This is a genomic window from Streptomyces sp. NPDC088817 (genome assembly GCF_044750345.1).
Lineage (GTDB): Bacteria > Actinomycetota > Actinomycetes > Streptomycetales > Streptomycetaceae > Streptomyces.
This window is the reverse complement of sequence record NZ_JBIVJN010000010.1, coordinates 36,207-57,737: the sequence shown is the minus strand read 5'-3', so window position 1 is coordinate 57,737 and position 21,531 is coordinate 36,207. Positions and strand designations below refer to the sequence as shown.

General features: G+C 72.1%; 15 protein-coding genes. 5 read left to right on the top strand and 10 right to left on the bottom strand.

The features are described 5' to 3' along the window. Nucleotides 1-138 precede the first annotated feature (138 nt). Both ACIP4X_RS19935 and ACIP4X_RS19930 read left to right on the top strand, forming a co-directional pair. Nucleotides 139-1,968 carry a glycoside hydrolase family 3 protein gene (locus ACIP4X_RS19935; RefSeq protein WP_401349705.1) on the top strand — a complete coding sequence of 610 codons (1,830 nt, stop codon included), beginning with the start codon at nt 139-141 and terminating at the stop codon, nt 1,966-1,968. A 143-nt stretch (nt 1,969-2,111) separates the two neighbouring features. Then, nucleotides 2,112-2,741, top strand: coding sequence for a hypothetical protein (locus ACIP4X_RS19930; RefSeq protein ID WP_358728424.1), 630 nt, complete (start codon nt 2,112-2,114; stop codon nt 2,739-2,741). A 58-nt stretch (nt 2,742-2,799) separates the two neighbouring features. On the opposite strand, the gene ACIP4X_RS19925 is transcribed toward ACIP4X_RS19930, so the two are convergent. The 7 genes from ACIP4X_RS19925 to ACIP4X_RS19895 all read right to left on the bottom strand — a co-directional run bounded on the left by ACIP4X_RS19925 (nt 2,800) and on the right by ACIP4X_RS19895 (nt 13,926). Next, nucleotides 2,800-4,251 (bottom strand): S28 family serine protease, encoded by a 1,452-nt coding sequence (locus ACIP4X_RS19925; RefSeq protein WP_358728423.1) that lies wholly within the window; start codon nt 4,249-4,251, stop codon nt 2,800-2,802. A 98-nt stretch (nt 4,252-4,349) separates the two neighbouring features. Next, the gene (locus ACIP4X_RS19920; protein ID WP_358728421.1) at nt 4,350-4,739 is read right to left on the bottom strand and encodes a hypothetical protein; all 390 of its coding nucleotides are present in this window, start codon (nt 4,737-4,739) and stop codon (nt 4,350-4,352) included. Between the two features lie 78 nt (nt 4,740-4,817). Beyond that, a complete protein-coding gene (locus tag ACIP4X_RS19915; protein WP_391458099.1) occupies nt 4,818-8,597 on the bottom strand; it encodes an ABC transporter transmembrane domain-containing protein in 3,780 nt (1,259 codons plus the stop codon). Nucleotides 8,598-8,694: 97 nt separating this feature from the next. Beyond that, on the bottom strand, nt 8,695-9,618 hold the full coding sequence (locus ACIP4X_RS19910; RefSeq protein ID WP_358728417.1) for a serine hydrolase: 924 nt from the start codon (nt 9,616-9,618) through the stop codon (nt 8,695-8,697). 125 nt (nt 9,619-9,743) lie between these two features. Next, nucleotides 9,744-11,429 (bottom strand): thiamine pyrophosphate-binding protein, encoded by a 1,686-nt coding sequence (locus ACIP4X_RS19905; protein ID WP_358728415.1) that lies wholly within the window; start codon nt 11,427-11,429, stop codon nt 9,744-9,746. 5 nt (nt 11,430-11,434) lie between these two features. Next, entirely contained in the window at nt 11,435-12,406 is a 972-nt protein-coding gene (gene speB / locus ACIP4X_RS19900; RefSeq protein WP_358728413.1) for an agmatinase, read from the bottom strand. A gap of 56 nt (nt 12,407-12,462) precedes the next feature. Next, entirely contained in the window at nt 12,463-13,926 is a 1,464-nt protein-coding gene (locus tag ACIP4X_RS19895; RefSeq protein WP_358728411.1) for a sodium:solute symporter, read from the bottom strand. A gap of 208 nt (nt 13,927-14,134) precedes the next feature. On the opposite strand from ACIP4X_RS19895, the gene ACIP4X_RS19890 reads away from it, so the two are divergent. Together ACIP4X_RS19890 and ACIP4X_RS19885 are read left to right on the top strand one after the other, a co-directional pair. Further along, nucleotides 14,135-16,132, top strand: a complete 1,998-nt coding sequence (locus tag ACIP4X_RS19890) for a PucR family transcriptional regulator ligand-binding domain-containing protein (RefSeq protein WP_391458095.1) — start codon at nt 14,135-14,137, stop codon at nt 16,130-16,132. A 62-nt stretch (nt 16,133-16,194) separates the two neighbouring features. Then, nucleotides 16,195-16,983 carry a phosphatase gene (locus tag ACIP4X_RS19885; protein WP_358728408.1) on the top strand — a complete coding sequence of 263 codons (789 nt, stop codon included), beginning with the start codon at nt 16,195-16,197 and terminating at the stop codon, nt 16,981-16,983. Here the strand turns inward: ACIP4X_RS19885 and ACIP4X_RS19880 are convergent. From ACIP4X_RS19880 to ACIP4X_RS19870, 3 genes are all read right to left on the bottom strand, one after another. Then, on the bottom strand, nt 16,980-17,894 hold the full coding sequence (locus ACIP4X_RS19880) for an acyl-CoA thioesterase domain-containing protein (protein ID WP_391458092.1): 915 nt from the start codon (nt 17,892-17,894) through the stop codon (nt 16,980-16,982). The two genes, ACIP4X_RS19885 and ACIP4X_RS19880, sit on opposite strands and share 4 nt — an antisense overlap. A 13-nt stretch (nt 17,895-17,907) precedes the next feature. Further along, the gene (locus ACIP4X_RS19875; protein WP_358728404.1) at nt 17,908-19,065 is read right to left on the bottom strand and encodes an acyl-CoA dehydrogenase family protein; all 1,158 of its coding nucleotides are present in this window, start codon (nt 19,063-19,065) and stop codon (nt 17,908-17,910) included. Nucleotides 19,066-19,189: 124 nt separating this feature from the next. After that, nucleotides 19,190-19,798, bottom strand: a complete 609-nt coding sequence (locus ACIP4X_RS19870; RefSeq protein WP_358728402.1) for a TetR/AcrR family transcriptional regulator — start codon at nt 19,796-19,798, stop codon at nt 19,190-19,192. A gap of 108 nt (nt 19,799-19,906) precedes the next feature. On the opposite strand from ACIP4X_RS19870, the gene ACIP4X_RS19865 reads away from it, so the two are divergent. Then, complete coding sequence (locus tag ACIP4X_RS19865) at nt 19,907-21,523, top strand: carboxyl transferase domain-containing protein (RefSeq protein ID WP_391458090.1); 1,617 nt, start codon at nt 19,907-19,909, stop codon at nt 21,521-21,523. Nucleotides 21,524-21,531 lie beyond the last annotated feature (8 nt).

Sequence of the window (21,531 nt, the reverse complement as noted above, 5' to 3'; positions counted from 1 at the left end):
CAGCCCCCACCTGTTCATGTGCACTCCCTTGACTGGCAGAAACTTCCCGGATATTGGTGACTCCTCGGAAGTTTCCTTCAGTGCTAGGGGGTGTCAGACACCCCCAGTCCAGCGGATCTCCTCCCGGAAGGGGCGCACGTGCACGACACCAGCACGGGAACCACCGCACTTCCCTCCAGACGCACCGTCCTCGCCGCCACCGCGGGCCTCACCGCCGCCCTGGCGGTCTCGGGCACCGGCACCGCCCACGCCGCCTCCTCCAACGACAAGAAGCTGCGCGCCCTCATCTCCCGGATGACGCTCGAGGAGAAGGTCGGCCAGCTCTTCGTGATGCGGGTCTACGGCCACTCGGCGACCGACCCGACGCAGGCCGACATCGACGCCAACCTCAAGGAGATCGGCGTCCGCACGGCCGCCGAGCTGATCGCCAAGTACCGCGTCGGCGGCATCATCTACTTCGCCTGGGCCAACAACACCCAGAACCCGCACCAGATAGCCGGCCTGTCCAACGGGATCCAGGAGGCGTCCCTCGCGCAGCCGCGCGGCCTGCCCCTGCTCGTCGCCACCGACCAGGAGCACGGCATCGTCTGCCGCGTGGGCAAGCCCGCGACCCTCTTCCCGGGCGCCATGGCGATGGGCGCGGGCGGCTCGTCCGCCGACGCCCACACCCTGGGCCGCGTCTCCGGCGCGGAGCTGCGCGCCCTCGGCATCAACCAGGACTACTCCCCCGACGCCGACGTGAACGTCAACCCGGCCAACCCGGTCATCGGCGTACGGTCCTTCGGCGCCGACCCGGACGCGGTGGCGAGGCTGGTGGCCGCCGAGGTGAAGGGCTACCAGAGCTCCAAGGTGGCGGCGACCGCGAAGCACTTCCCCGGGCACGGGGACACCGCCACCGACAGCCACTACGGCTTCCCGGTCATCACGCACAGCCGCGAACTGTGGGAGAAACTGGACGCGGTGCCGTTCCGGGCCGCGATCAAGGCGGACATCGACTCGATCATGACCGCGCACATCCAGTTCCCGGCGCTGGACGACTCCGGAGACCCGGCCACCCTGTCCCACTCGATCCTCACCGGCATCCTGCGCGGCGAACTCGGCTACGACGGAGTCGTGGTGACCGACTCGCTCGGCATGGACGGCGTGCGCACCAAGTACGGCGACGACCGGGTGCCGGTGCTCGCCCTGAAGGCGGGCGTGGACCAGCTGCTCAACCCGCCCTCGCTGGACGTGGCCTGGAACGCGGTGCTGAACGCGGTACGCGCCGGTGAGCTGACCGAGGCCCGGCTCGACGAGTCGATCCTGCGCGTTCTGCGGCTGAAGGCGAAACTGGGTCTGCTGGAGGACCCTTACGTCAGCCAGGCGAACGTCGACCGCGTCGTGGGCGTCGGCGCCCATCTGGCGGCGGCCGACAGGATCGCCGAGCGGACCACGACCCTGCTGGCCAACGAGGGCCGCCTGCTGCCGCTGTCCCGCCGCGGCCACAAGAGACTGCTGGTCCTCGGTGCCGACCCCGCCTCCCCGTCGGGCACCACCGGCCCGCCCACCGGGGTGCTCGCCGCCGCCCTCACCGAACTCGGCTTCCAGGCCACGGCGTTGTCCACCGGCACCGCCCCGTCGGCGGCGACCATCGACAAGGCGGTGGCCGCGGCGCAGAACGCGGACGCGGTGGTGGTCGCGACGTACAACGTCACGGCGGGCAGCTCCCAGAAGACGCTGGTGGAACGGCTCGTCGCCACCGGCCGCCCGGTGATCGCGGTCGCGGTCCGCAACCCCTACGACATCGCCCAACTGCCGACCGTCTCCGCCCACTTGGCGGCCTACTCCTGGACGGACGTGGAACTGCGCGCCGCCGCACGGGTGATCGCGGGCCGGGCGAGGCCGCGCGGGAGGCTCCCGGTGCCGGTACAGCGGGCGGACGACCCGGCACAGGTCCTCCACCCCATCGGGTACGGCCTGACGTACTGACGTACCGGCCGGGCTCGCGCGTCGGGCGTACGGCGCTTACGCCACGCCCCCGGCGCGCCACCGCCAACTGACCCGAAGCACCCCGCACGCCTGGCGTGGCCCCGCTGTGACGGGCCACGCTGGGTCAGGGGGTGGACCGGGGGATGGCGAGTCGCGGGACATGGCGGGTGGGGGTGGCGTGCGCCCTGCCGGTGCTGCTCACGGCCGTGCTGGCGGGCTGCGGACAGCCGACCGGATCCACGGACGCCCGGGAGCGGAGCGCTGCCCCGTCCCCCGCGCTGTCCTCCGGACACGGCGCGGTGTTCCTCGACGTGGGCGAGTGCAGCTCCTTCGGCACGACGAGCTTCACCGAGGTGCCGTGCTCCGGCGAGCGGGCGGCGGCCCGGGTGACCGCCCGCCACGACGGCCGGCCCGCCGACGGCCCGCTCTGCCCGCCGGACACCGACTTCGTGCTGCACATCGGCGCCCAGCCGGCCGCTCCGGGCCGGGAGGGCGGCGCGATCCCGCAGGGCTACGCCTGCATGCGCAACCTCCAGCCCCCGCACCCGGGCGACCCCGGCGGCGGGGGCGGCCCGCGCACCGTCGTCGGCGACTGCCTCTACGGCTCAGGCCGCGGCCAGGTCCGGGAGACGGCGTGCGACGGCACGGGCGGGAGGAAGCCGGAGTACCGGGTGACACGGGCGGTGCGCAGCCGCGACCAGTGCCCCGCGTCGACCGCCCTGTACGTCCGGCTGGGCGGAGACGAACCGGTGGGCTGCGCCCGGAGACTGTGACTCCGGGCGCAGCCCACCAGGATCAGCGTGCGCCGATCAGCGTGTGCGGATCAGCGCGTCACGGCCTGAGCGCGGGCTCGCGCTCCACGTCCCGCACGTCCAGCTTCGCGTCGAAGCCGGCCAGCGGCCTGGCCACCGACGGGTTCGACTGGACCGCCGGGCCGGCGACTCCGGCCCACTCGAGGATCCTCGCCGTGGAGAGCGCCTTCTCGTCCGGCACGAGACCGGCGACGTTCGCCCCGTGGTTCATGCCGGGCGCCGTGAAGACGTACGAGTCCTGAGCCTTCTTGTCGAGGCGGAACCGCTCCGAGCCCCACGGGTCGTTCTCCCCGTACACGAAGAGCATGTGGTTCGCGTGCTGTCGCACCCACGTGTCCACGTCGCGCATCGCCGACGGCTGGAACTTCATCGGGATGGAGCGCGGCACGAAGTTGCGCGGCGGCTGGTAGCCGTAGCGGATCAGCTTCTTCTCGATGTGCGGGAAGTGGATCGTCGGCGCGCCGAGCTGCGTGCCCGCCTGGTAGTAGTACGGCGTGTAGGGCTCCAGGCCCTGGTCGGTGTAGGCGTCGAACCCGGAGATCGTGTTGACGCTGTCCCAGATCTGCTGGTCGGTGGCGTTCTTGGCGTCACCAGGGATGGTGCCGCAGTCCTTCAGCAGGCTGTACTGCCAAAAGCCCCACACGTAGTCGAGGACGACGGCCTCGTACGCCTTGTCCAGGCTGCCGATGGTGGTGAAGGTGTAGCCGTTGCCGGCGGCGAAGTCGGCGTACTTCTTCTCCAGTGGCTCCCGGCGCACCAGCGCCTCCCGCTGCACCCCGTTCAGCCGGTCGCGGCACTCCTTGGTGCCGACGGTGGTGAAGAAGCGGTCGTAGGCGGAGTCCTCCTTGTCGACCACGTCGTTGGGGGCGACGTAGGCGACCACGCCGTCCATGTCACCGGGGTAGAAGCGCTTGTAGTAGGTGGCCGTCATGCCGCCCTTGGAGCCGCCGGTGGCGATCCAGTTCTGGGAGTAGATCGGCTTCAGCGCCTGGTAGATGCGGTGCTGGTCGCTGGCGGCCTGCCAGATGTCGAGCTTGGACCAGTCGGCCGGGGCGGGCCGGGACGGGGTGAAGAACCGGTACTCCATGGAGACCTGGTTGCCGTCCACGATCTGGGTGGGCTCGCGGCGGCTGGGCGTCGTGGAGACGCTGTAGCCGCCGGTGTAGAAGACCGTCGGACGGTCGTCCCCCTTGTGCAGCACGGTGATCCGCTGCTCGAAGGTGCCCTTCGAGGGATGGCGGTGGTCCACCGGCTGGGTGTAGTTGAGGACGAAGAAGCGGTAGCCGTTGTAGGGCTTCTCCTGGATCAGGCTCATCCCCGGGATGGCCAGGAGCCGGTTCAGGATGTCGGTTTCCGAGCTCGCCGCGGTGCCGTTCGTGGCCTCCGGCTGGGCTGCGGTGGCCGCCCCCGCCGTGCTCAGCGTGCCGATGGACACAGTGAGCGCGAGCAGCCATCTGAGCGCCTTGCGCATGCACCCTCCCTATGAGACAGATGTTCGCCGGAAGCTATCGGAGCAACTCGGGTGCACACCAGGGGAGCAGGGAAAATACCTGAACGTGTTTCAGGGGATCAGCAAAGGATCCAGTCCGTGTGCACCGACTTCGAGCCCACCGATCCGGCGACCCGCACGCACCGGTGGCCCGCGTGCACGGTGACCGGGCCGGCGTGCCGGGAGTAGCGGCCCTTGTCGGTGACCGGACGGTTGCCGCGGGCCTGCACCGTCACCGACATCTGCCGTTTGGTGCCGGGTTTCGTGGCGACGGTGAGGGCGCAGACGTAGCCGTCGCGCTTGTGGAGGTGGACGGTGCCGGTGGCGAAGGGCACCGTCCTGACCTCGCGGCCGGCACAGGTGGCGGCCGCCGCCCGGGCGGTGCCGGGTGCGGCGAACGCCAGCAGCACCGCCCCGGTCAGCACGGCCACGAACGGCAGCGGCCTCCGGCGTATCGCACCACTGTCCACAGTCCCCCCCGACGGCCAGTCACAAGCGTACTGATGTACGGACGCGGCCCGTGGGCCGGACGGTTGCCCTCCGCGGGCTCAGCGCGAGGCGCTGACCGGCTCCTCCGGCTCGGGCGCGCCGACGAACGTCCGCCACAGCTCGGCGTACCGGCCGTCGCGGGCCAGCAGTTCCTCGTGCGTGCCGTCCTCGGCGACCCGGCCGTGGTCCATGACCACCACCCGGTCGGCGCGGGCGGCCGTGGTCAGCCGGTGGGCGACCACCAGCGTCGTACGGCGGCCCGCGAGCCGGTCGGTGGCCTGGTTGACCTGTGCCTCGGTGGCCAGGTCGAGCGCGGCGGTCGCCTCGTCGAGGAGCAGGACGTCGGGGTCGACGAGTTCGGCGCGGGCCAGCGCGATGAGCTGGCGCTGACCGGCCGACAGGTTGCGTCCGCGCTCGGCGACCTCGTGCAGGTAGCCGCCCTCCAGCGTGGCGATCATCTCGTGCGCGCCGACCGCGCGGGCGGCGGCCTCCACCTCGGCGTCGGTGGCGTCGGGGCGGCCGTAGGCGATGGCGTCGCGGACGGTGCCCGGGAAGAGGTACGCCTCCTGCGGCACGACCCCGAGCCGGTGCCGGTACGCGGTGAGGTCCAGCGCCCTGAGGTCCGTGCCGTCGACGGTCACCCGGCCGCCGGTCGGATCGTAGAACCGGGCCACCAGCTTCACCAGGGTCGACTTGCCCGCGCCGGTCTCGCCGACGAAGGCGACGGTCTGTCCGGCCGGGACGCGCAGGTCGACGCCGGTGAGAGCCGCCTCCCCCTCGTCGGCGGCGCCGTACCGGAAGTGCACGTCCTCGAAGGCGATCTCGCCGCGCAGCGCGGGCACGTCGCGGGGCTCGGCGGCCGTCCCGGTGGACGTCGGCTCCCGCAGCAGCTCCTGGATGCGGCCCAGGGAGACGGTCGCCTGCTGGTAGCCGTCGAAGACCTGGGAGAGCTGCTGGACGGGCGCGAAGAACAGGTCGATGTAGAGCAGGTACGCCACCAGGGCGCCCGCGGTCAGCGTGGCCGCCTCCACCCGGCCCGCGCCCGCGATCAGCACCGAGGCCGCCGCGACCGAGGAGAGGAACTGCACGAACGGGAAGTAGACCGAGATCAGCCACTGGCCCCGTATCCGCGCCTGGCGGTAGCTGTCGCTGCGCCCGGCGAACCGCCGCGCGCCGTCACCCTCGCGCCGGAAGGCCTGCACGATCCGCAGCCCGGCCACCGACTCCTGGAGGTCGGCGTTGACCACCGACACCCGCTCACGGGCCAGCTCGTACGCGCGCACGCTCGCCCGGCGGAAGAAGAACGTGGCGACGACCAGCGGCGGCAGCGTCGCGAAGACGACCAGCGCCAGATGCACGTCGATGACCAGCAGGGCCACCATGATGCCGAAGAAGGTGACCACGGAGACGAACGCCGTCACCAGACCGGTCTGCAGAAATGTCGACAAAGCATCGACATCGGTCGTCATCCGGGTCATGATCCGGCCGGTCAGCTCGCGCTCGTAGTAGTCGAGGCCGAGCCGCTGGAGCTGGGCGAAGATCTTCAGCCGCAGCGAGTACAGCACCCGCTCGCCGGTGCGGCCGGTCATCCGGGTCTCGCCGATCTGCGCCGCCCACTGCACCAGCACGGCGAGCAGGGCGAGCAGCGAGGCCGCCCAGACGGCGCCCAGGGCCATCCGCGTGACGCCCTGGTCGATGCCGTGCCGGATCAGGACCGGCAGCAGCAGGCCCATGCCGGCGTCCACGGCGACGAGGCCGAGGCTGACCAGGAGCGGCAGGCCGAAGCCGCGCAGCAGTCGGCGCAGGCCGTAGGAGTCCTCCGGGCGGACGGCCCGCCGCTCGTCGATGCCGGGGGTGTCGGTGGCGGGCGGCAGCGCGGCGACCTGGGCGAGCAGTTCGGGGGTGGCGGGCATGCCGGACATCGCCGTGTCCCGGGGCTCGCGGTCCCCCGCCCACAGGGCGGGCGTGATGCCGCGCTCGGCGTCGAACTCGGCGTCCAGTTCATCCCGGACGGAGACGTCCTCCGGGGGCGCGGCGGACTGGGCGTGGCCCGGCGAGACGCCGCCGAGTTCGTCGGGGTCGGTGAGCAGGCGCCGGTAGAGGGCGCACCGCTCCTGGAGCTCGTCGTGGGTGCCGAGGTCGGCGAGGCGGCCCTGGTCGAGGACGGCGATGCGGTCGGCGAGGTTCAGGGTGGAGCGGCGGTGGGCGATCAACAGGGTGGTGCGCGCGTTAGCGCTCGATGAGGGGTGGTGGTCGGGCGACGGGAGGGCCGTGCGGCCCTCCATGACGTGTGCCAGGGCCTCGTGGATCTCGTGCTCTACGCGGGCGTCCACGGCGGAGGTGGCGTCGTCCAGGACGAGCAGGCGCGGGTCGGTGAGGATCGCGCGGGCCAGTGCGACGCGCTGACGCTGGCCGCCGGAGAGGGTCAGGCCCTGCTCGCCGACCCTGGTGTCGTAGCCCTCGGGCAGCTCGGCGATGAAACGGTCGGCCTGGGCGGCGCGGGCGGCGGCCTCGATCTGCTCCGGGGTGGCGTCGGGGCGGCCGTAGGCGATGTTGGCGCGGACGGTGTCGGAGAACAGGAAGGAGTCCTCGGGCACCAGGCCGATCGCGGCCCTGAGCGAGTCCAGGGTCAGTTCGCGCACGTCGTGGCCGCCGACGAGGACGGCGCCGTGGGTGACGTCGTAGAAGCGGGGCAGCAGCAGGGAGACCGTGGACTTGCCGGAGCCGGAGGAGCCGACGACGGCCAGGGTCTCGCCGGGGCGGATCTGGAACGACAGCCCCTGGAGGACGGGCCGGTCGTCCGCGTAGCCGAACGAGACGTTGTCGAACTCGACGGTCGCGGGCGCGTCGGCGGGCAGCTCCTTGGTGCCGCCGGTCAGGGTGGGTTCGGTGTCGATCAGTTCCAGGACGCGTTCGGTGCCCGCGCGGGCCTGCTGCCCGACCGTGAGCACCATGGCGAGCATGCGGACCGGGCCGACGAGCTGGGCGAGGTAGGCGGAGAAGGCGACGAACGTGCCCAGCGTGATGTGCCCGCGCACGGCGAGCCAGCCGCCGAGGGCCAGCATGGCGACCTGGCCGAGGGCGGGCACGGCCTGGAGCGCGGGGGTGAACCGGGAGTTCAGACGGATGGTGCGCAGCCGCCCTGCGAACAGCCTGCGGCCGACCTCGCGCAGCTTTCCGGTCTCCTGCTCCTCCTGTCCGAAGCCCTTCACCACGCGGACGCCGCTGACCGCGCCGTCGACCACGCCGGCGACGGCGGCGGCCTGCGCCTGGGCGTACCAGGTGGCGGGGTGGAGCTTGGTGCGGCTTCGCCGGGCGATCCAGCCGAGGGCCGGGGCGACGGCGAGGGCGACCAGGGTCAGCGGCAGCGACAGCCAGGCCATGATCATCAGGGAGATCAGGAAGAGCAGGACGTTGCCGATCGTCATCGGCAGCATGAAGAGCAGGCCCTGGATCAGCTGGAGGTCGCTGGTGGCCCGGCCGACCACCTGGCCGGTGGACAGCTCGTCCTGGCGTCTGCCGTCGAGCCGGGTGATCGTCTCGTACATCTCCGTCCGCAGGTCGTGCTGGACGTCGAGGGCGAGCCGGCCGCCGTAGTAGCGGCGGATGTAGGTGAGGACGTAGACGACGAGCGCGGCGGCGACCAGGGCACCCGCCCACGGGGTCATACGACGGCTGTGGTCGCCGATCACGTCGTCGATGATCACCTTGGTGATCAGCGGCACCAGCGCCGTGACGGCCATGCCGGCGAGCGAGGCGCCGAGGGCGAGGACGACGTCCCTGGGGTGACGCCAGGCGTACCCCGCCAGTCTCCGCGCCCATCCCGGCTGCGCTGCCACGTCGGTGCCTCCCTCAAGAACTGATCTTCCGGAAGACACCAACGCGGGCGGCGGCGGATTTCATCCCGCCACGACAATGCGCGCCGGCGGCGCGGGGTCACCCGCCGGAGGGAACGGCCACGAACGCCTCCTTGGGTGTGGTGGTCGGCGCGTAGCGCGCGGGGTCCGTCGTCGTGGGGACGAGGTCCTTGTGGATGGCCTTGGCGATGTTCTGGATGGTGGTGACGCCGTAGTTCATGGTGCTGTTGTCCTGGGTGAGCACCGTGATCATGTAGTCGCGGCCGGTCCCGTTGAACGTGCCGACGCTGTGCACGCGCCAGCCGTGCGTGGAGCGCGACAGCCAGCCGTTCTTGACGTGCACGGCGACGGAGGACGGCGCCCCGGCGGGTGTGCCCCAGCGCTGGGAGGCGACGACCTGGCCCATGAGCTTGAGGATGTAGTCGCGGGAGTTGTCGCTCAGTACCGAGTTCTTGGCCGTGATCAGTCCGAGCAGCTTCTGCTCGTCGCGCACGGTGATCTGGGTGAGGCCCCAGTAGCCGTTCGCGCCGGGCTTGGTCTGGGTCATGCCGGCCGCGGTGAGGAAGCCCTTCACCTTCGTCACACCGAGCTGCTTCCACAAGGTGGAGGTGGCGTTGTTGTCCGACTTGGTGATCATCGCCTTGGCGAGGGTGGTCTCGCGGGCGGTGAGGAAGCGGTTGTGCTTCTTCGCGTCCCACAACAGGGTGGCGAGGACGGTGACCTTGACGACGCTCGCCGAGTCGTAGGCGGTCGACTGGCGCAGCGTGCAGGTCGTGTCGGTGGTGCGGTCGCGCAGACCGACGGCGATGGTGCCCTTGCGGTCCTTCATCGCCGCGGTGATGTCCTTCTCCAACTTGGCCGCCAGGCCCGCCTTGCCGGACGTGCAGCTGACCGTGGGTGTGGCGGCCGCGGCGGGCGACGCGGCGGCCACGCAGGGAATCAGCATCCCGGCGCCCACGCCCGCCGCGAGCACTCTGGCGCGTCGGGTTATCCAGTGAGTCATGCACCCTTGACGTACAAAACCCGGCACAAGGTTGCGCGAGTTGGCCGAGTTTTGACCCGCCGTTACCCGAATGCAGTCAGGGGCTCGCACACACGAGCGGAGCCCCTTCCCTTTTCGCCGCGGCCTCAGTCCAGGTGCGTGGGCGCGAACATCCGCAGGACCGCGGGGAGGACGACCACTGAAGGACCCGGTGCGGCAAGGGCGTTCGCCAGGTCGGCCGCCAGCGTCTCAGGGGTCGTCCGCACGCCCGGGACGCCGAAGGATTCCGCCAGGGCCACGTAGTCGGGGCGGGTGAGCTCCGTGGCCGTGGCCTGGCCGAAGGCGTCGGTCATGTACTCGCGGAGGATGCCGTAGCCGCCGTCGTCGACGATCAGCCAGGTCACGTTCAGGTCGTACTGCCGTGCCGTGGCCAGTTCGGCGATCGAGTACAGGGCGCCGCCGTCGCCCGACACCGCGAGGACCGGGCGGGTGCGGTCCGCGGCCGCGGCCCCGAGCGCCGCCGGGAAGCCGTAGCCGAGGCCGCCCGCGCCCTGGGCCGAGTGCATGGTGTTGGGGGACTCGGCGTCGAACGCCGACCAGGCCCAGTACGCCAGGATCGTCATGTCCCAGAAGGACGGCGAGCCGGCGGGCAGGGCGCGGCGGACGGACGCCAGCACGTCCTGCTCCAGGGTGAGTTCCTGGGCGGCGATCCGGTCGCGGACCTTGGCGAGGACCTCGCGCACACGGTCGGCGGCGGTCTCGTCCGCGCGCTCGTCCACGGTCTCCAGCAGGGCCTGGAGCGCCAGGCGGGCGTCGGCGTGGATGCCGAGCGCCGGGTGGTTGGACTCCAGCTTGCCGAGGTCGGCCTCGATCTGGATCACGCGGCCGCGCGGCTTGAACGTGTGGTAGTTGGAGGAGAGTTCGCCGAGACCCGAGCCGACCACGAGCAGCACGTCGGCGTCCTCGAGGAAGTCCGTGGTGTGCCGGTCCTCCAGCCAGGACTGGAGGGACAGCGGGTGCTCCCAGGGGAAGGCGCCCTTGCCGCCGAAGGTCGTGACGACGGGGGCGTCGAGCCGCTCCGCGAGGGCCAGCAGCTTGCCGGACGCGTCGGCGCGGACCACGCCGCCGCCCGCGATGATCGCCGGGCGGGCGGCCCCGGACAGCAGGTCGGCCGCCACCGCGGTGAGTTCGGGACGCGGGACCAGCTCCTCCGGGGTGGCGTCCGGGGCCGTCACCACCGGCAGGATCGTCCGGTCCAGGAGCACGTCCTGCGGGATCTCCACCCACACGGGCCCGTGCGGGACCGTAAGCGCCGACTTCCAGGCGGCCGCGATGGCGGAGGGGATCTGCGATTGCGTGCGGACCGTGTGGACCGACTTCACCACACCACGGAACGAGGCGGCCTGGTCGGGCAGTTCGTGCAGGTATCCGTGGCGGCCGCCGCCGAGCCCGGCCGTCGGGATCTGGCTGCTGATGGCCAGGACGGGGGCGGAGGCCGACGCCGCCTCCTGGAGCGCCGCCAGCGAGGTCAGCGCTCCCGGACCGGTCGACAGCAGCAGCGGCGCGGCCTCGCCGGTGATCCGGCCGTAGGCGTCGGCGGCGAAGCCGGCGTTGTTCTCCACCCGCAGGCCGACGTACGTCAGCTCCGAGCGGCGCAGCGCGTCGAACATGCCGAGGGCGTGCTGCCCGGGGAGGCCGAAGACGGTCGTCGCGCCCAGCCCGGCCAGGGTCTCCACGACCAGGTCTCCGCCGTTGCGGCCGGGGGGAGGGTTCAGGGCGGCCTCCGTCTGCTCGGGTGTCGGGCGGAGTACCAGGTCGTGGTCGTGCGTCACTTCGCTTACGCGTCCTTCCGGGCCGCCGCGATCTGGCGGGCCATGATCGTGGTCAGTTCATACGCGGTGTGGGAGGCGGCCACCGAGGTGATCTCGGCGTGGTCGTACGCCGGGGCCACCTCGACGACGTCGGCGGAGACCAGGTTGCAGGAGGCCAGGCCGCGCAGGATCTCCAGCAGTTCGCGGGAGGTCATGCCGCCCGCCTCGGGGGTGCCGGTGCCGGGCGCGTGCGCCGGGTCGAGGCAGTCGATGTCGATGGAGATGTACAGCGGGCGGTCGCCGATGCGCTGGCGGAGCTGGTCGGCCACCTCGTCGGCGCCGCGGCGGTAGACGTCGGCGGAGGTGACGATGCCGAAGCCCATCTTCTCGTCGTCGGTGAGGTCCTGCTTGCCGTACAGCGGGCCGCGGGTGCCGACGTGGGAGAGCGCCTCGGTGTCGAGGATGCCCTCCTCCACCGCCCGCCGGAACGGGGTGCCGTGCGTGTACTCGGCGCCGAAGTAGGTGTCCCAGGTGTCGAGGTGGGCGTCGAAGTGGAGCAGCGCGACCGGGCCGTGCTTCTTGGCGACGGACCGCAGCAGCGGGAGCGCGATGGTGTGGTCGCCGCCGAGGGTCATCAACCGGGCTCCGGTGCCGAGGAGTTCGTCGGCGGCGGCCTCTATGGTCTCGACGGCCTCGTTGATGTTGAACGGGTTCACGGCGATGTCGCCGCCGTCCGCGACCTGGGCGAGGGCGAACGGGGACGCGTCCTGCGCCGGGTTGTAGGGGCGCAGCAGCCGGGACGCCTCACGGATGGCGTTGCCGCCGAAGCGGGCGCCCGGCCGGTACGAGACGCCGGAGTCGAACGGCACACCCACGACGGCGACGTCGGCGGTGCCCACCTCGTCGAGGCGGGGCAGCCGGGCGAAGGTCGCGGGGCCGGCGTACCGCGGGATGCGGGAGGAGTCGACGGGACCGCGGGGCGTCTCGGTGCTGCTCATGGTGAAATGCCTTCTTTCTTACGCTTCGTCGCGTATGTAATGGCTCGTGATCGACTCTACTGGTGAGCGGGGGCCGGTTCGGACGCGAGTTCGGGGGTGCGCCCGGCGAGCCGCTCGCGCCAGGCGGCGAGGACTGCCTCGTCGGTCGGCCTGGTGGCCAGGGAGACGATGACGTAGGCGGCCAGGGAGGACAACAGGCCGTAGTAGACGGGCTCGTTGGCGAGGATGCCGAAGGTCGCCATGAGGCCGATGACCGCGGCGCCGCCGACGATCACGGAGGCGAGGGCGCCCTGCGCGGTGCCGCGCCTCCACAGCAGTCCGCCGAGGATCGGCACGAGCAGCCCGCCGACGAGCAGGTTGTAGGCGACGGTCAGCGCCTCGACGACGTTGTTGAGCGCGATGGCGGTGCAGATCACGCCGACGCCCATGATCAGGATGAAGACGCGGTTGCCCTTGACCTCGTCGTGCGCCTCCTCCCCCTCGCGGCGGACGGCGCCGCGCAGCCGGGACCAGATGTCGTTGTTGGCGACGGTGGCGCAGGCGATCAGCGCGCCGGAGGAGGTGGACATCACCGCGGCCAGCGCGGCGGCGAGCACCAGGCCGCGGACGCCGATGGGCAGGTCGTCCTTGACGATGGTGGCGAAGGCGTCGTCGGCGCTGCCGAGGTTGGGGTAGAGCACCTTGGCGGCGGTGCCGATGACCGCGCCGGCGATCGCGTAGACCAGGCAGTAGGTGCCGGCGACGGTGCCGCCCCACTTGGCGGTGGTGTCGCTGCGGGCGGTGAACACGCGCTGCCAGATGTCCTGGCCGATGAGCATGCCGAAGGTGTAGATCAGGACATACGTGAAGATCGTCTCGCCGCCGATGCCCAGCGGGTCGAAGTAGGAGGTCGGCAGCTTGGCCTTCATCTCGCTGAAGCCGCCCGCCTTGACGATGGCGATGGGCAGCAGCAGGAGCAGCACGCCGATCGTCTTCACCACGAACTGCACCATGTCGGTCAGCGTGATGGACCACATGCCGCCGAGGGTGGAGTAGGCCACGACGATCGCGCCGCCGAGGATGATCGCGACGGTGCGGTTCAGGTCGAACAGCACGTCGAAGATCGTGGCGTACGCGATGGTGGAGGTCACCGCCAGCATCAGGGTGTACGCCCACATGACGACGCCCGAGATGACGCCGGCCCGGCCGCCGTAGCGCAGGTCGAGCATCTCGGAGACGGTGTAGACCTTCAGACGGGCGATGCGGGCGGAGAAGAAGACCGAGAGGGCGAGGATTCCGAGGCCGATGGTGAAGACCATCCAGGCGCCGGAGAGGCCGTACTTGTAGCCGAGGCCGACACCGCCGATGGTGGACGCGCCGCCGAGAACGATCGCCGCCATGGTGCCGGAGTACATCGCGGGGCCGAGGCGGCGGCCCGCGACCAGGAACTCGCTCTTGGACTTGGCGCGGCGCATGCCCCACCAGCCCATGGCCAGCATGCCGGCGAGATAGACGACGATCACTGTGTAGTCGACGGCCATGTGGGGCCCTCCTTCGCGCACATCCGGATGGCGGTGTCGTGCAGGTGTTTGAGTCGTGCAGATATGTGGGGGTGGCTCGGCAAGGGCTCGCGGGGACATCGCCCGTACCCGTGGCTGCCGGCCCCCTAGACACTAGGTGGCCGAAAAGCGACTGCGAAGTGTACGTTTCATCCATTCGAGTCGCGGCGGTATGGAGGGAATGCACATCGTGTCGGATGCACCTGTCCCCCTGGCCCCAGCCGTCCCACCGACCCCGCCGATCCCGCTGTCCGCCCTGCTGGCCCGGGAGGACCTGGCTCTGCGCCGGATCGCAGGCCCGACCGGCCCGGACATCTCGATCCACTGGGCGCACACCTCGGAGATGGCCGACCCCTACCCGTACCTGCTGGGCGGCGAGCTGTTGCTGACGGCCGGCGTCCATGTCACCCCGGCGGACGCCACCGGGGCGTACTTCGACACCTACGTCTCCCGGGTGGCGGCGGCGGGCGGCGCGGCCATCGGTTTCGGCCTGGCGCCGGTGCACGACACGGTGCCGCCCACCCTGGTGGCGGCCTGCGAGGCCCACGGCCTGCCGCTGCTCGAAGTCCCGCCGCAGACCACGTTCTCCGGTGTCGCGCGCGCCGTCTGGCAGCTCATGGCGCAGGCCCGGCTGGCCGAACTGCGCCGCGTCACGGAGGCGCAGCAGAGGCTCGCGGCCGCCGCGTCCCGCCCCGACCCGGTCCCCTCCGTGCTGCGCCAGCTCGCCCAGCGCCTGAACGGCTGGGGCGTCCTGTACGGTCCGGACGGCACGGAGATCGCCTCGGCGGGCCGGGCCCCGCACGAGGCGGCCCGCCAGGCCCTCGCCCACCTGACGGACGTGGTCCGCCCGGCCCCGACGACGATGGCTCCGGCCCCGGCCGCGGAGGGGGCGTCCGTCCGCACCTCTCCGCCGTGTCCTACGACCTCGCCGGGGACATCCGGCCGTACGCACCCGCCGACCGGCCGGACCGCCTCGCCGTCTGCCACGACCTCGCCCGGAACGACCGGCCGGACAGCCTCGCCGTCTCCTACGACGCCGCCGGGCACGACCGCCCGGACGGCCTCGTCATCTCCCGCGAACCTGCCGGGAACGATCGGCCGGACAGCCTCGTCCTCTCCTACGACCCAGCCGGGGACGGCCGCCCGGACGCACCCGCCGTCTCCCCCGGCCACGCCCAGCACGACCGGCCGGACAGCCCCACCGTCTTCTACGTCCCCGCCGGGCACGACCGGCTGGGCAGCCTCGCCGTCTCCCCCCGCCCCGGTCGGCCGGACGCACCCGCCGTCTTCCCCCGCCCCGGTCGGCCGACCCACCGCCGCAGCCGTTCCCGCCGCCGCCCGACCCACCGCCGCACCGTTCCCCGTCGCCTCCCGGACCGTCCCCTCCTCCGCCACCGACACCGTCGCCGGCAGTCATCTCGCCGCCTACGCCCTCGGTACCGGGCAGGGCTTCGTGCTCGGAGTCGCCTCGCCGCGCCGCGAACCCGGGGACCACACCATCGCGTCCGTGGCCGCCGTGCTGCTCTCGCTGCTCACCGGCGAGCACCGCAGCGGTACGGGGGCGGCCCGGTCCTCGGCGCTGGTGAGGGTGCTGCTGGGCGCGCCGCCCGAGGAGGTGGCGCCGCTGCTCGGGACCGGACGGTGGGTCGTCGTGCACGCGCGGCCGGACACCCAGGCCGCCGACGCCGTGGCCGCCTCCGCGCTCGGCGCCGCCCTGGGCTCGGCCCTGGTCGACCTCACCGACGGGGTCGTACGGGTCCTGCTGCCCGCAGAGCGGGAACCGGGACCGCAGCCCGGCTGGGCCCTCGGGGTGAGCACCGCCGTCGGCCCCGGCGACTGGGCGACGGCCGACGCCCAGGCGGCCCGTGCCCTGGCCCGCGCCCGCGCCACCCGCACCGCCCTGGTCGGCCACGGCACCCGCCCCGGACTGACCGACCTGCTCCCCCGGGACGAGGCCGACGCCCACGCCCAGGCGCTGCTCGCCCCGCTCGGCGCGGCCCCCGCGCTCACCGAGACGCTGCACACCTGGCTCTCCCTGCACGGCAGTTGGGACCGTACCGCGGTCGCCCTGTCCGTGCACCGCAACACCGTCCGGCAGCGCATCGCCCGCTGCGCCGTCCTCCTCGGCACCGACCTGGACGACCCCGACGTCCGCATGGAGCTGTGGTTCGCCCTGCGCCGGGCGTGACCCACGTCCCAGCGGTCGGGACATCGGCGACGGGGACAGAGAGCTGCACCACAATGGGAGCCATGCCGATATCCGGGACACCCAGCCGCGCCGAGCTCGTCGACCACCTCGTGAGGACCCGTATCGCCGGGGACGTCGCCACCCCTCGCGAGAACAACCTCTCCCACTACCGCAAGCTCGCGAACGGCGACCGCCACTTCTGGCTCGGCCTGGAGCTCGGCGACCGCTGGAGCGACGAGCAGGACGTGCTGGCGGTGATGGCGGAGCGCGTCGGCGTCAACGACGACCCGGAGCACCGCTACGGCCAGGACACCATCGACCCCGAGCTGACCGTCGACGCCCTGGAGCGGATGGCCGGGCGGCTGCGCAAGGCCGCCGACAGCAGTCAGCGGGTGCTGTTCGCGACCGGTCACCCCGGCGGCCTGCTCGACGTGCACCGCGCCACCGCCGCCGCCCTGCGCGCCGCCGGCTGCGAGATCGTGGTGATCCCGGACGGGCTCCAGACGGACGAGGGATACGTCATGCAGTTCGCGGACGTGGCCGTCCTGGAGCACGGCGCCACCCTGTGGCACACACACTCCGGCGAGCCGATGCGGGCCATCCTCACCGGCCTGGAGCGCGAGGGCAGACGGCTGCCCGACCTGGTCGTCGCCGACCACGGCTGGGCGGGATACGCCGGTCAGCACGGCGTGGACTCGGTCGGCTACGCCGACTGCAACGACCCGGCCCTCTTCGTCGCCGAGGCCGAGGGGACCGTCCAGGTGACCGTGCCGCTCGACGACCACGTGGTCAGCCCCCGGTACTACGACCCGATGACGGCGTACCTGCTGGACCAGGCGGGCCTGGCCTAGGCATCCCGCAGGGGTCGGGCCGACGGGGCGTCCTCGGACCGGGGGACGCGGACCACGCCCTCCTGGATCACGGAGATCGCCAGCCGGCCGTCCTGGGTGTAGATGCGGGCCTGGCCGAGGCCGCGGCCGCCGTGCGCGGAGGGGGACTCCTGGTCGTAGAGCAGCCACTCGTCGGCCCGGAACGGGCGGTGGAACCACATCGCGTGGTCCAGCGAGGCCCCGACCACGTCGCCGACCGCCCAGCCGCCGCGGCCGTGCGCGAGCAGCACCGAGTCCAGCAGCGTCATGTCGGAGACGTAGGTGGCGAGGACGACGTGCAGGAGGGGCTGGTCGATGTCGCCGTCGAGCTTGCCGTCCGCGCGGAACCAGACCTGGGAGCGCGGCTCGCGCGGCTCGCCGAACCTGCCGTACGGCGGCTCGTCGACGTAGCGCAGGTCGACGGCCTCGCGGGCCTCCAGGAACCGCTCCACGACCTCGGGCGGAAGGTGGCCGTAGCCGCGCATCCGCTCCCGCGAGGTGGGCAGGGTCTCCGGGTCCGGGGCGGGCGGCATGGGCGCCTGGTGGTCCAGGCCCTCCTCGTACGTCTGGAAGGACGCCGAGAGGTGGAAGACCGGCTGCCCGTGCTGGACCGCGACGACCCGGCGGGTGGTGAAGGAGCGGCCGTCGCGGATGCGGTCCACGGTGTAGACGATGGGCGCGCCCGGGTCGCCGGGGCGCAGGAAGTAGGCATGCAGCGAGTGCGCGTGCCGGTCCGCGGGGACCGTGCGCCCCGCGGCGACCAGCGCCTGCGCCGCGACCTGCCCGCCGAAGACGCGCGGGACGACCGCGTGGCGGGACCGGCCGCGGAAGATGTCCCGCTCGATCCGCTCCAGGTCGAGCAGATCGAGCAGGGACCGAAGTGCCGGGTTCATGGGTCGGCCGCCCTTACAGGCCCATGTCCTTGGCGATGATCGACTTCATGATCTCGCTGGTGCCGCCGTAGATGCGGTTGACGCGGTTGTCCGCGTACAGGCGGGCGATGGGGTACTCGTTCATGTAGCCGTAGCCGCCGTGCAGTTGGAGGCAGCGGTCGATGACGCGGTGGGCGACCTCGGTGCAGAACAGCTTGGCGGAGGCGGCCTCGGCGGGGGTGAGCTCACCGGCGTCGAGGGCCTCAAGGGCGCGGTCGGCGACGGCCTGCGCCGCGTCCACCTCGGCCTGGCAGGCGGCCAGCTCGAACTTGGTGTTCTGGAAGTGGGCGACCGGCTTGCCGAAGACCGTGCGCTCCCGCACGTACTGCTGGGCGAACCGGACGGCGGCGCGGGCCTGCGCGTACGCGCCGAAGGCGATGCCCCACCGCTCGGAGGGCAGGTTGGCGCCGAGGTAGGAGAAGCCCTTGTTCTCCTCGCCGAGCAGGTCCTCGACCGGGACCTCGACGTCGGTGAACGCCAGCTCGGCGGTGTCGGACGCCTTCAGGCCCAGCTTGTCGAGCTTGCGGCCCACCGAGTAGCCCGCGGACCGGGTGTCGACGGCGAACAGGGAGATGCCGTGGCGGCGGTCCTCGGCCGCCGGGGCGGCGGTGCGGGCGCATACGATGACCCGGTCGGCGTGGACGCCGCCGGTGATGAAGGTCTTGGCGCCGTTGAGGACGTAGTGCGTGCCGTCCTCGCCGAGCCGGGCGGTGGTCTTCATGCCGGCGAGGTCGGAGCCGGTGCCGGGCTCCGTCATCGCGATGGCCCACATCTCCTCGCCGGAGACGAACCTGGGCAGGAAGCGCTTCTTCTGCTCGTCGGTGGCAAGCGTCTTGAGGTAGGGCAGCGCGAGCAGGACGTGCACGCCGGACCCGCCGAAGGTCACGCCCGCGCGGGCGGTCTCCTCATACTGGACGGCCTCGAACCGGTGCGTCTGGAGTCCGGCGCCGCCGTACTCCTCGGGAACGTTGATCCCGAACAGACCGAGCTCGGCGAGCCGGTGATAGAACTCGCGCGGGACCTGCCCTGCGGCGCACCACTCGTCGTAGACCGGCACGACCTCCGCCTCGATGAAGGCGCGAAGGGTCTCCCGGAACGCCTCGTGATCCTCTCCGAACACCGTACGCCGCACGCCGCCACCTCCACAGAGCAACTGTCCAAGCGCTTGCTCAGTCAAGATACCGACGAGTACACAACCTCGTAAAGGGAACGGGTGCACAACCTCGCAAAGGGGGCGCGGCGCGCCCGCGCACCGCTCAGCCCGCCGCGGGCGACCCCGCGGAGGCGAAGGCCCCCCGAGCCATCCGATGCAGCAGCTCCGCCGTGTCCCCGCGCCCCGGCAGGACACCCGCGCGCCCCAGGTGCGGCGTGGAGTTCAGCAGCCCGAACACCGAGTGCACGGCGGAGCGCGCGGCCGGTTCGCCGAGGTCCGGATGGACCCGCCGGACCACCTCCACCCACAGCTCGACGTACTGCCGCTGAAGCTGGCGCACCAGCTTGCGGTCGCTGTCCCGCAGGCGGTCCAGCTCCCGGTCGTGCAAGGTGATGAGCGGACGGTCGTCGAGCGCGAAGTCGATGTGCCCCTCGATGAGGGAGTCGAGCACCGCCTCGGGCCCGGCCACCCCGTCGGCCTCGGCCAGACGCCGCTTCGCCCCCGTCAGGAGCTGACCGCTGATGCCGACCAGCAGCTCGGCGAGCATCGCGTCCTTGCCGGCGAAGTGCCGGTACAGACCCGGCCCGCTGATACCCACGGCGGCGCCTATCTCGTCGACGCCGACACCGTGGAACCCGCGTTCGGCGAAGAGCCGCGCCGCTTCCTTGAGGATCTGCTCGCGACGGGTGGGGGCATCGGTTCGGGTGGCCATGAAAGCAATTCTAGACAGGACGGTTAGCGCTCGTTAACCTGGAGGGGAATCACGTTAACGCTCATTAACAGTCGGGGGCACCGCCCACCGGGTGAGGGGACCGCAAGGATGCACGAGGCACCGGAGCTGACGAGCGCGGCCGATCCCGCGTCGGAGGCCTGGCGAGCCAACGAACAGGCACACCGCGCGCTCGCCGAGGAGCTGCGCGGCAAGCTCGCCACCGCACGGCTCGGCGGCGGTGAGAAGGCGCGCGCCCGGCACACCGCGCGCGGGAAGCTGCTGCCGCGCGACCGCGTGGACACCCTCCTCGACGCCGGGTCGCCGTTCCTCGAACTCGCACCGCTGGCCGCCGACGGGATGTACGACGGCCAGGCCCCGGCCGCCGGGGTCGTCGCCGGCATCGGACGGGTCTCCGGCCGCGAGTGCGTGATCGTCGCCAACGACGCCACCGTCAAGGGCGGCACCTACTACCCGATGACGGTGAAGAAGCACCTGCGGGCCCAGGAGGTGGCGCTGGAGAACCGCCTGCCCTGCCTGTACCTGGTCGACTCCGGCGGTGCCTTCCTGCCCATGCAGGACGAGGTCTTCCCCGACCGGGAGCACTTCGGGCGGATCTTCTACAACCAGGCCCGGATGTCGGGCGCCGGCATCCCGCAGATCGCCGCGGTGCTCGGCTCCTGCACGGCCGGCGGCGCCTACGTCCCGGCGATGAGCGACGAGGCCGTGATCGTCCGCAACCAGGGCACGATCTTCCTGGGCGGGCCGCCGCTGGTGAAGGCGGCCACCGGCGAGGTCGTGACCGCCGAGGAGCTCGGCGGCGGCGAGGTGCACTCCCGGATCTCCGGCGTCACCGACCACCTCGCCGAGGACGACGCCCACGCCCTGCGCATCGTGCGGAACATCGTCTCCACCCTCCCCGCGCGCGGCACCCTGCCGTGGCAGGTCACCGAGGCGGTCGAGCCCAAGGTCGACCCCATGGGGCTGTACGGGGCGGTGCCCGCCGACCCCCGCACCCCCTACGACGTCCGCGAGATCATCGCGCGCGTGGTCGACGGCTCCCGTTTCGCCGAGTTCAAGTCCGAGTTCGGGCAGACCCTCGTCACCGGCTTCGCCCGGATCCACGGCCACCCGGTCGGGATCGTCGCCAACAACGGCATCCTGTTCTCCGAGTCCGCCCAGAAGGGCGCCCACTTCATCGAGCTGTGCGACCAGCGCGGGATCCCGCTGCTGTTCCTGCAGAACATCTCGGGCTTCATGGTGGGCAAGGACTACGAGGCGGGCGGCATCGCCAAGCACGGCGCCAAGATGGTCACCGCGGTCGCCTGCACCCGCGTGCCCAAGCTGACCGTCGTGGTCGGCGGTTCGTACGGCGCGGGCAACTACTCCATGTGCGGCCGGGCCTACTCCCCCCGCTTCCTGTGGATGTGGCCGAACGCCAAGATCTCCGTCATGGGCGGCGAGCAGGCCGCCTCGGTGCTCGCCACCGTCAAGCGGGACCAGCTCGAAGGCCGCGGCGAGGAGTGGCCGGCGCAGGACGAGGAGGCCTTCAAGGCCCCCATCCGCGCCCAGTACGAGCACCAGGGCAACGCCTACTACGCCACCGCCCGCCTGTGGGACGACGGCGTGATCGACCCGCTGGAGACCCGCCAGGTGCTGGGCCTGGCCCTGACCGCGTGCGCCAACGCCCCGCTGGGTGACCCCCAGTTCGGCGTCTTCCGGATGTGAGGGGGGAC

Excerpts from the sequence above, each read along its gene's own strand:
- ACIP4X_RS19885 (WP_358728408.1), top strand. The coding sequence starts at position 16,195 with ATGCCGATATCCGGGACACCCAGCCGCGCCGAGCTCGTCGACCACCTC.
- ACIP4X_RS19865 (WP_391458090.1), top strand. The coding sequence starts at position 19,907 with ATGCACGAGGCACCGGAGCTGACGAGCGCGGCCGATCCCGCGTCGGAG.
- ACIP4X_RS19930 (WP_358728424.1), top strand. The coding sequence starts at position 2,112 with ATGGCGAGTCGCGGGACATGGCGGGTGGGGGTGGCGTGCGCCCTGCCG.
- speB (WP_358728413.1), bottom strand. The coding sequence starts at position 12,406 with ATGAGCAGCACCGAGACGCCCCGCGGTCCCGTCGACTCCTCCCGCATC.
- ACIP4X_RS19910 (WP_358728417.1), bottom strand. The coding sequence starts at position 9,618 with ATGACTCACTGGATAACCCGACGCGCCAGAGTGCTCGCGGCGGGCGTG.
- ACIP4X_RS19870 (WP_358728402.1), bottom strand. The coding sequence starts at position 19,798 with ATGGCCACCCGAACCGATGCCCCCACCCGTCGCGAGCAGATCCTCAAG.
- ACIP4X_RS19880 (WP_391458092.1), bottom strand. The coding sequence starts at position 17,894 with ATGAACCCGGCACTTCGGTCCCTGCTCGATCTGCTCGACCTGGAGCGG.
- ACIP4X_RS19925 (WP_358728423.1), bottom strand. The coding sequence starts at position 4,251 with ATGCGCAAGGCGCTCAGATGGCTGCTCGCGCTCACTGTGTCCATCGGC.
- ACIP4X_RS19895 (WP_358728411.1), bottom strand. The coding sequence starts at position 13,926 with ATGGCCGTCGACTACACAGTGATCGTCGTCTATCTCGCCGGCATGCTG.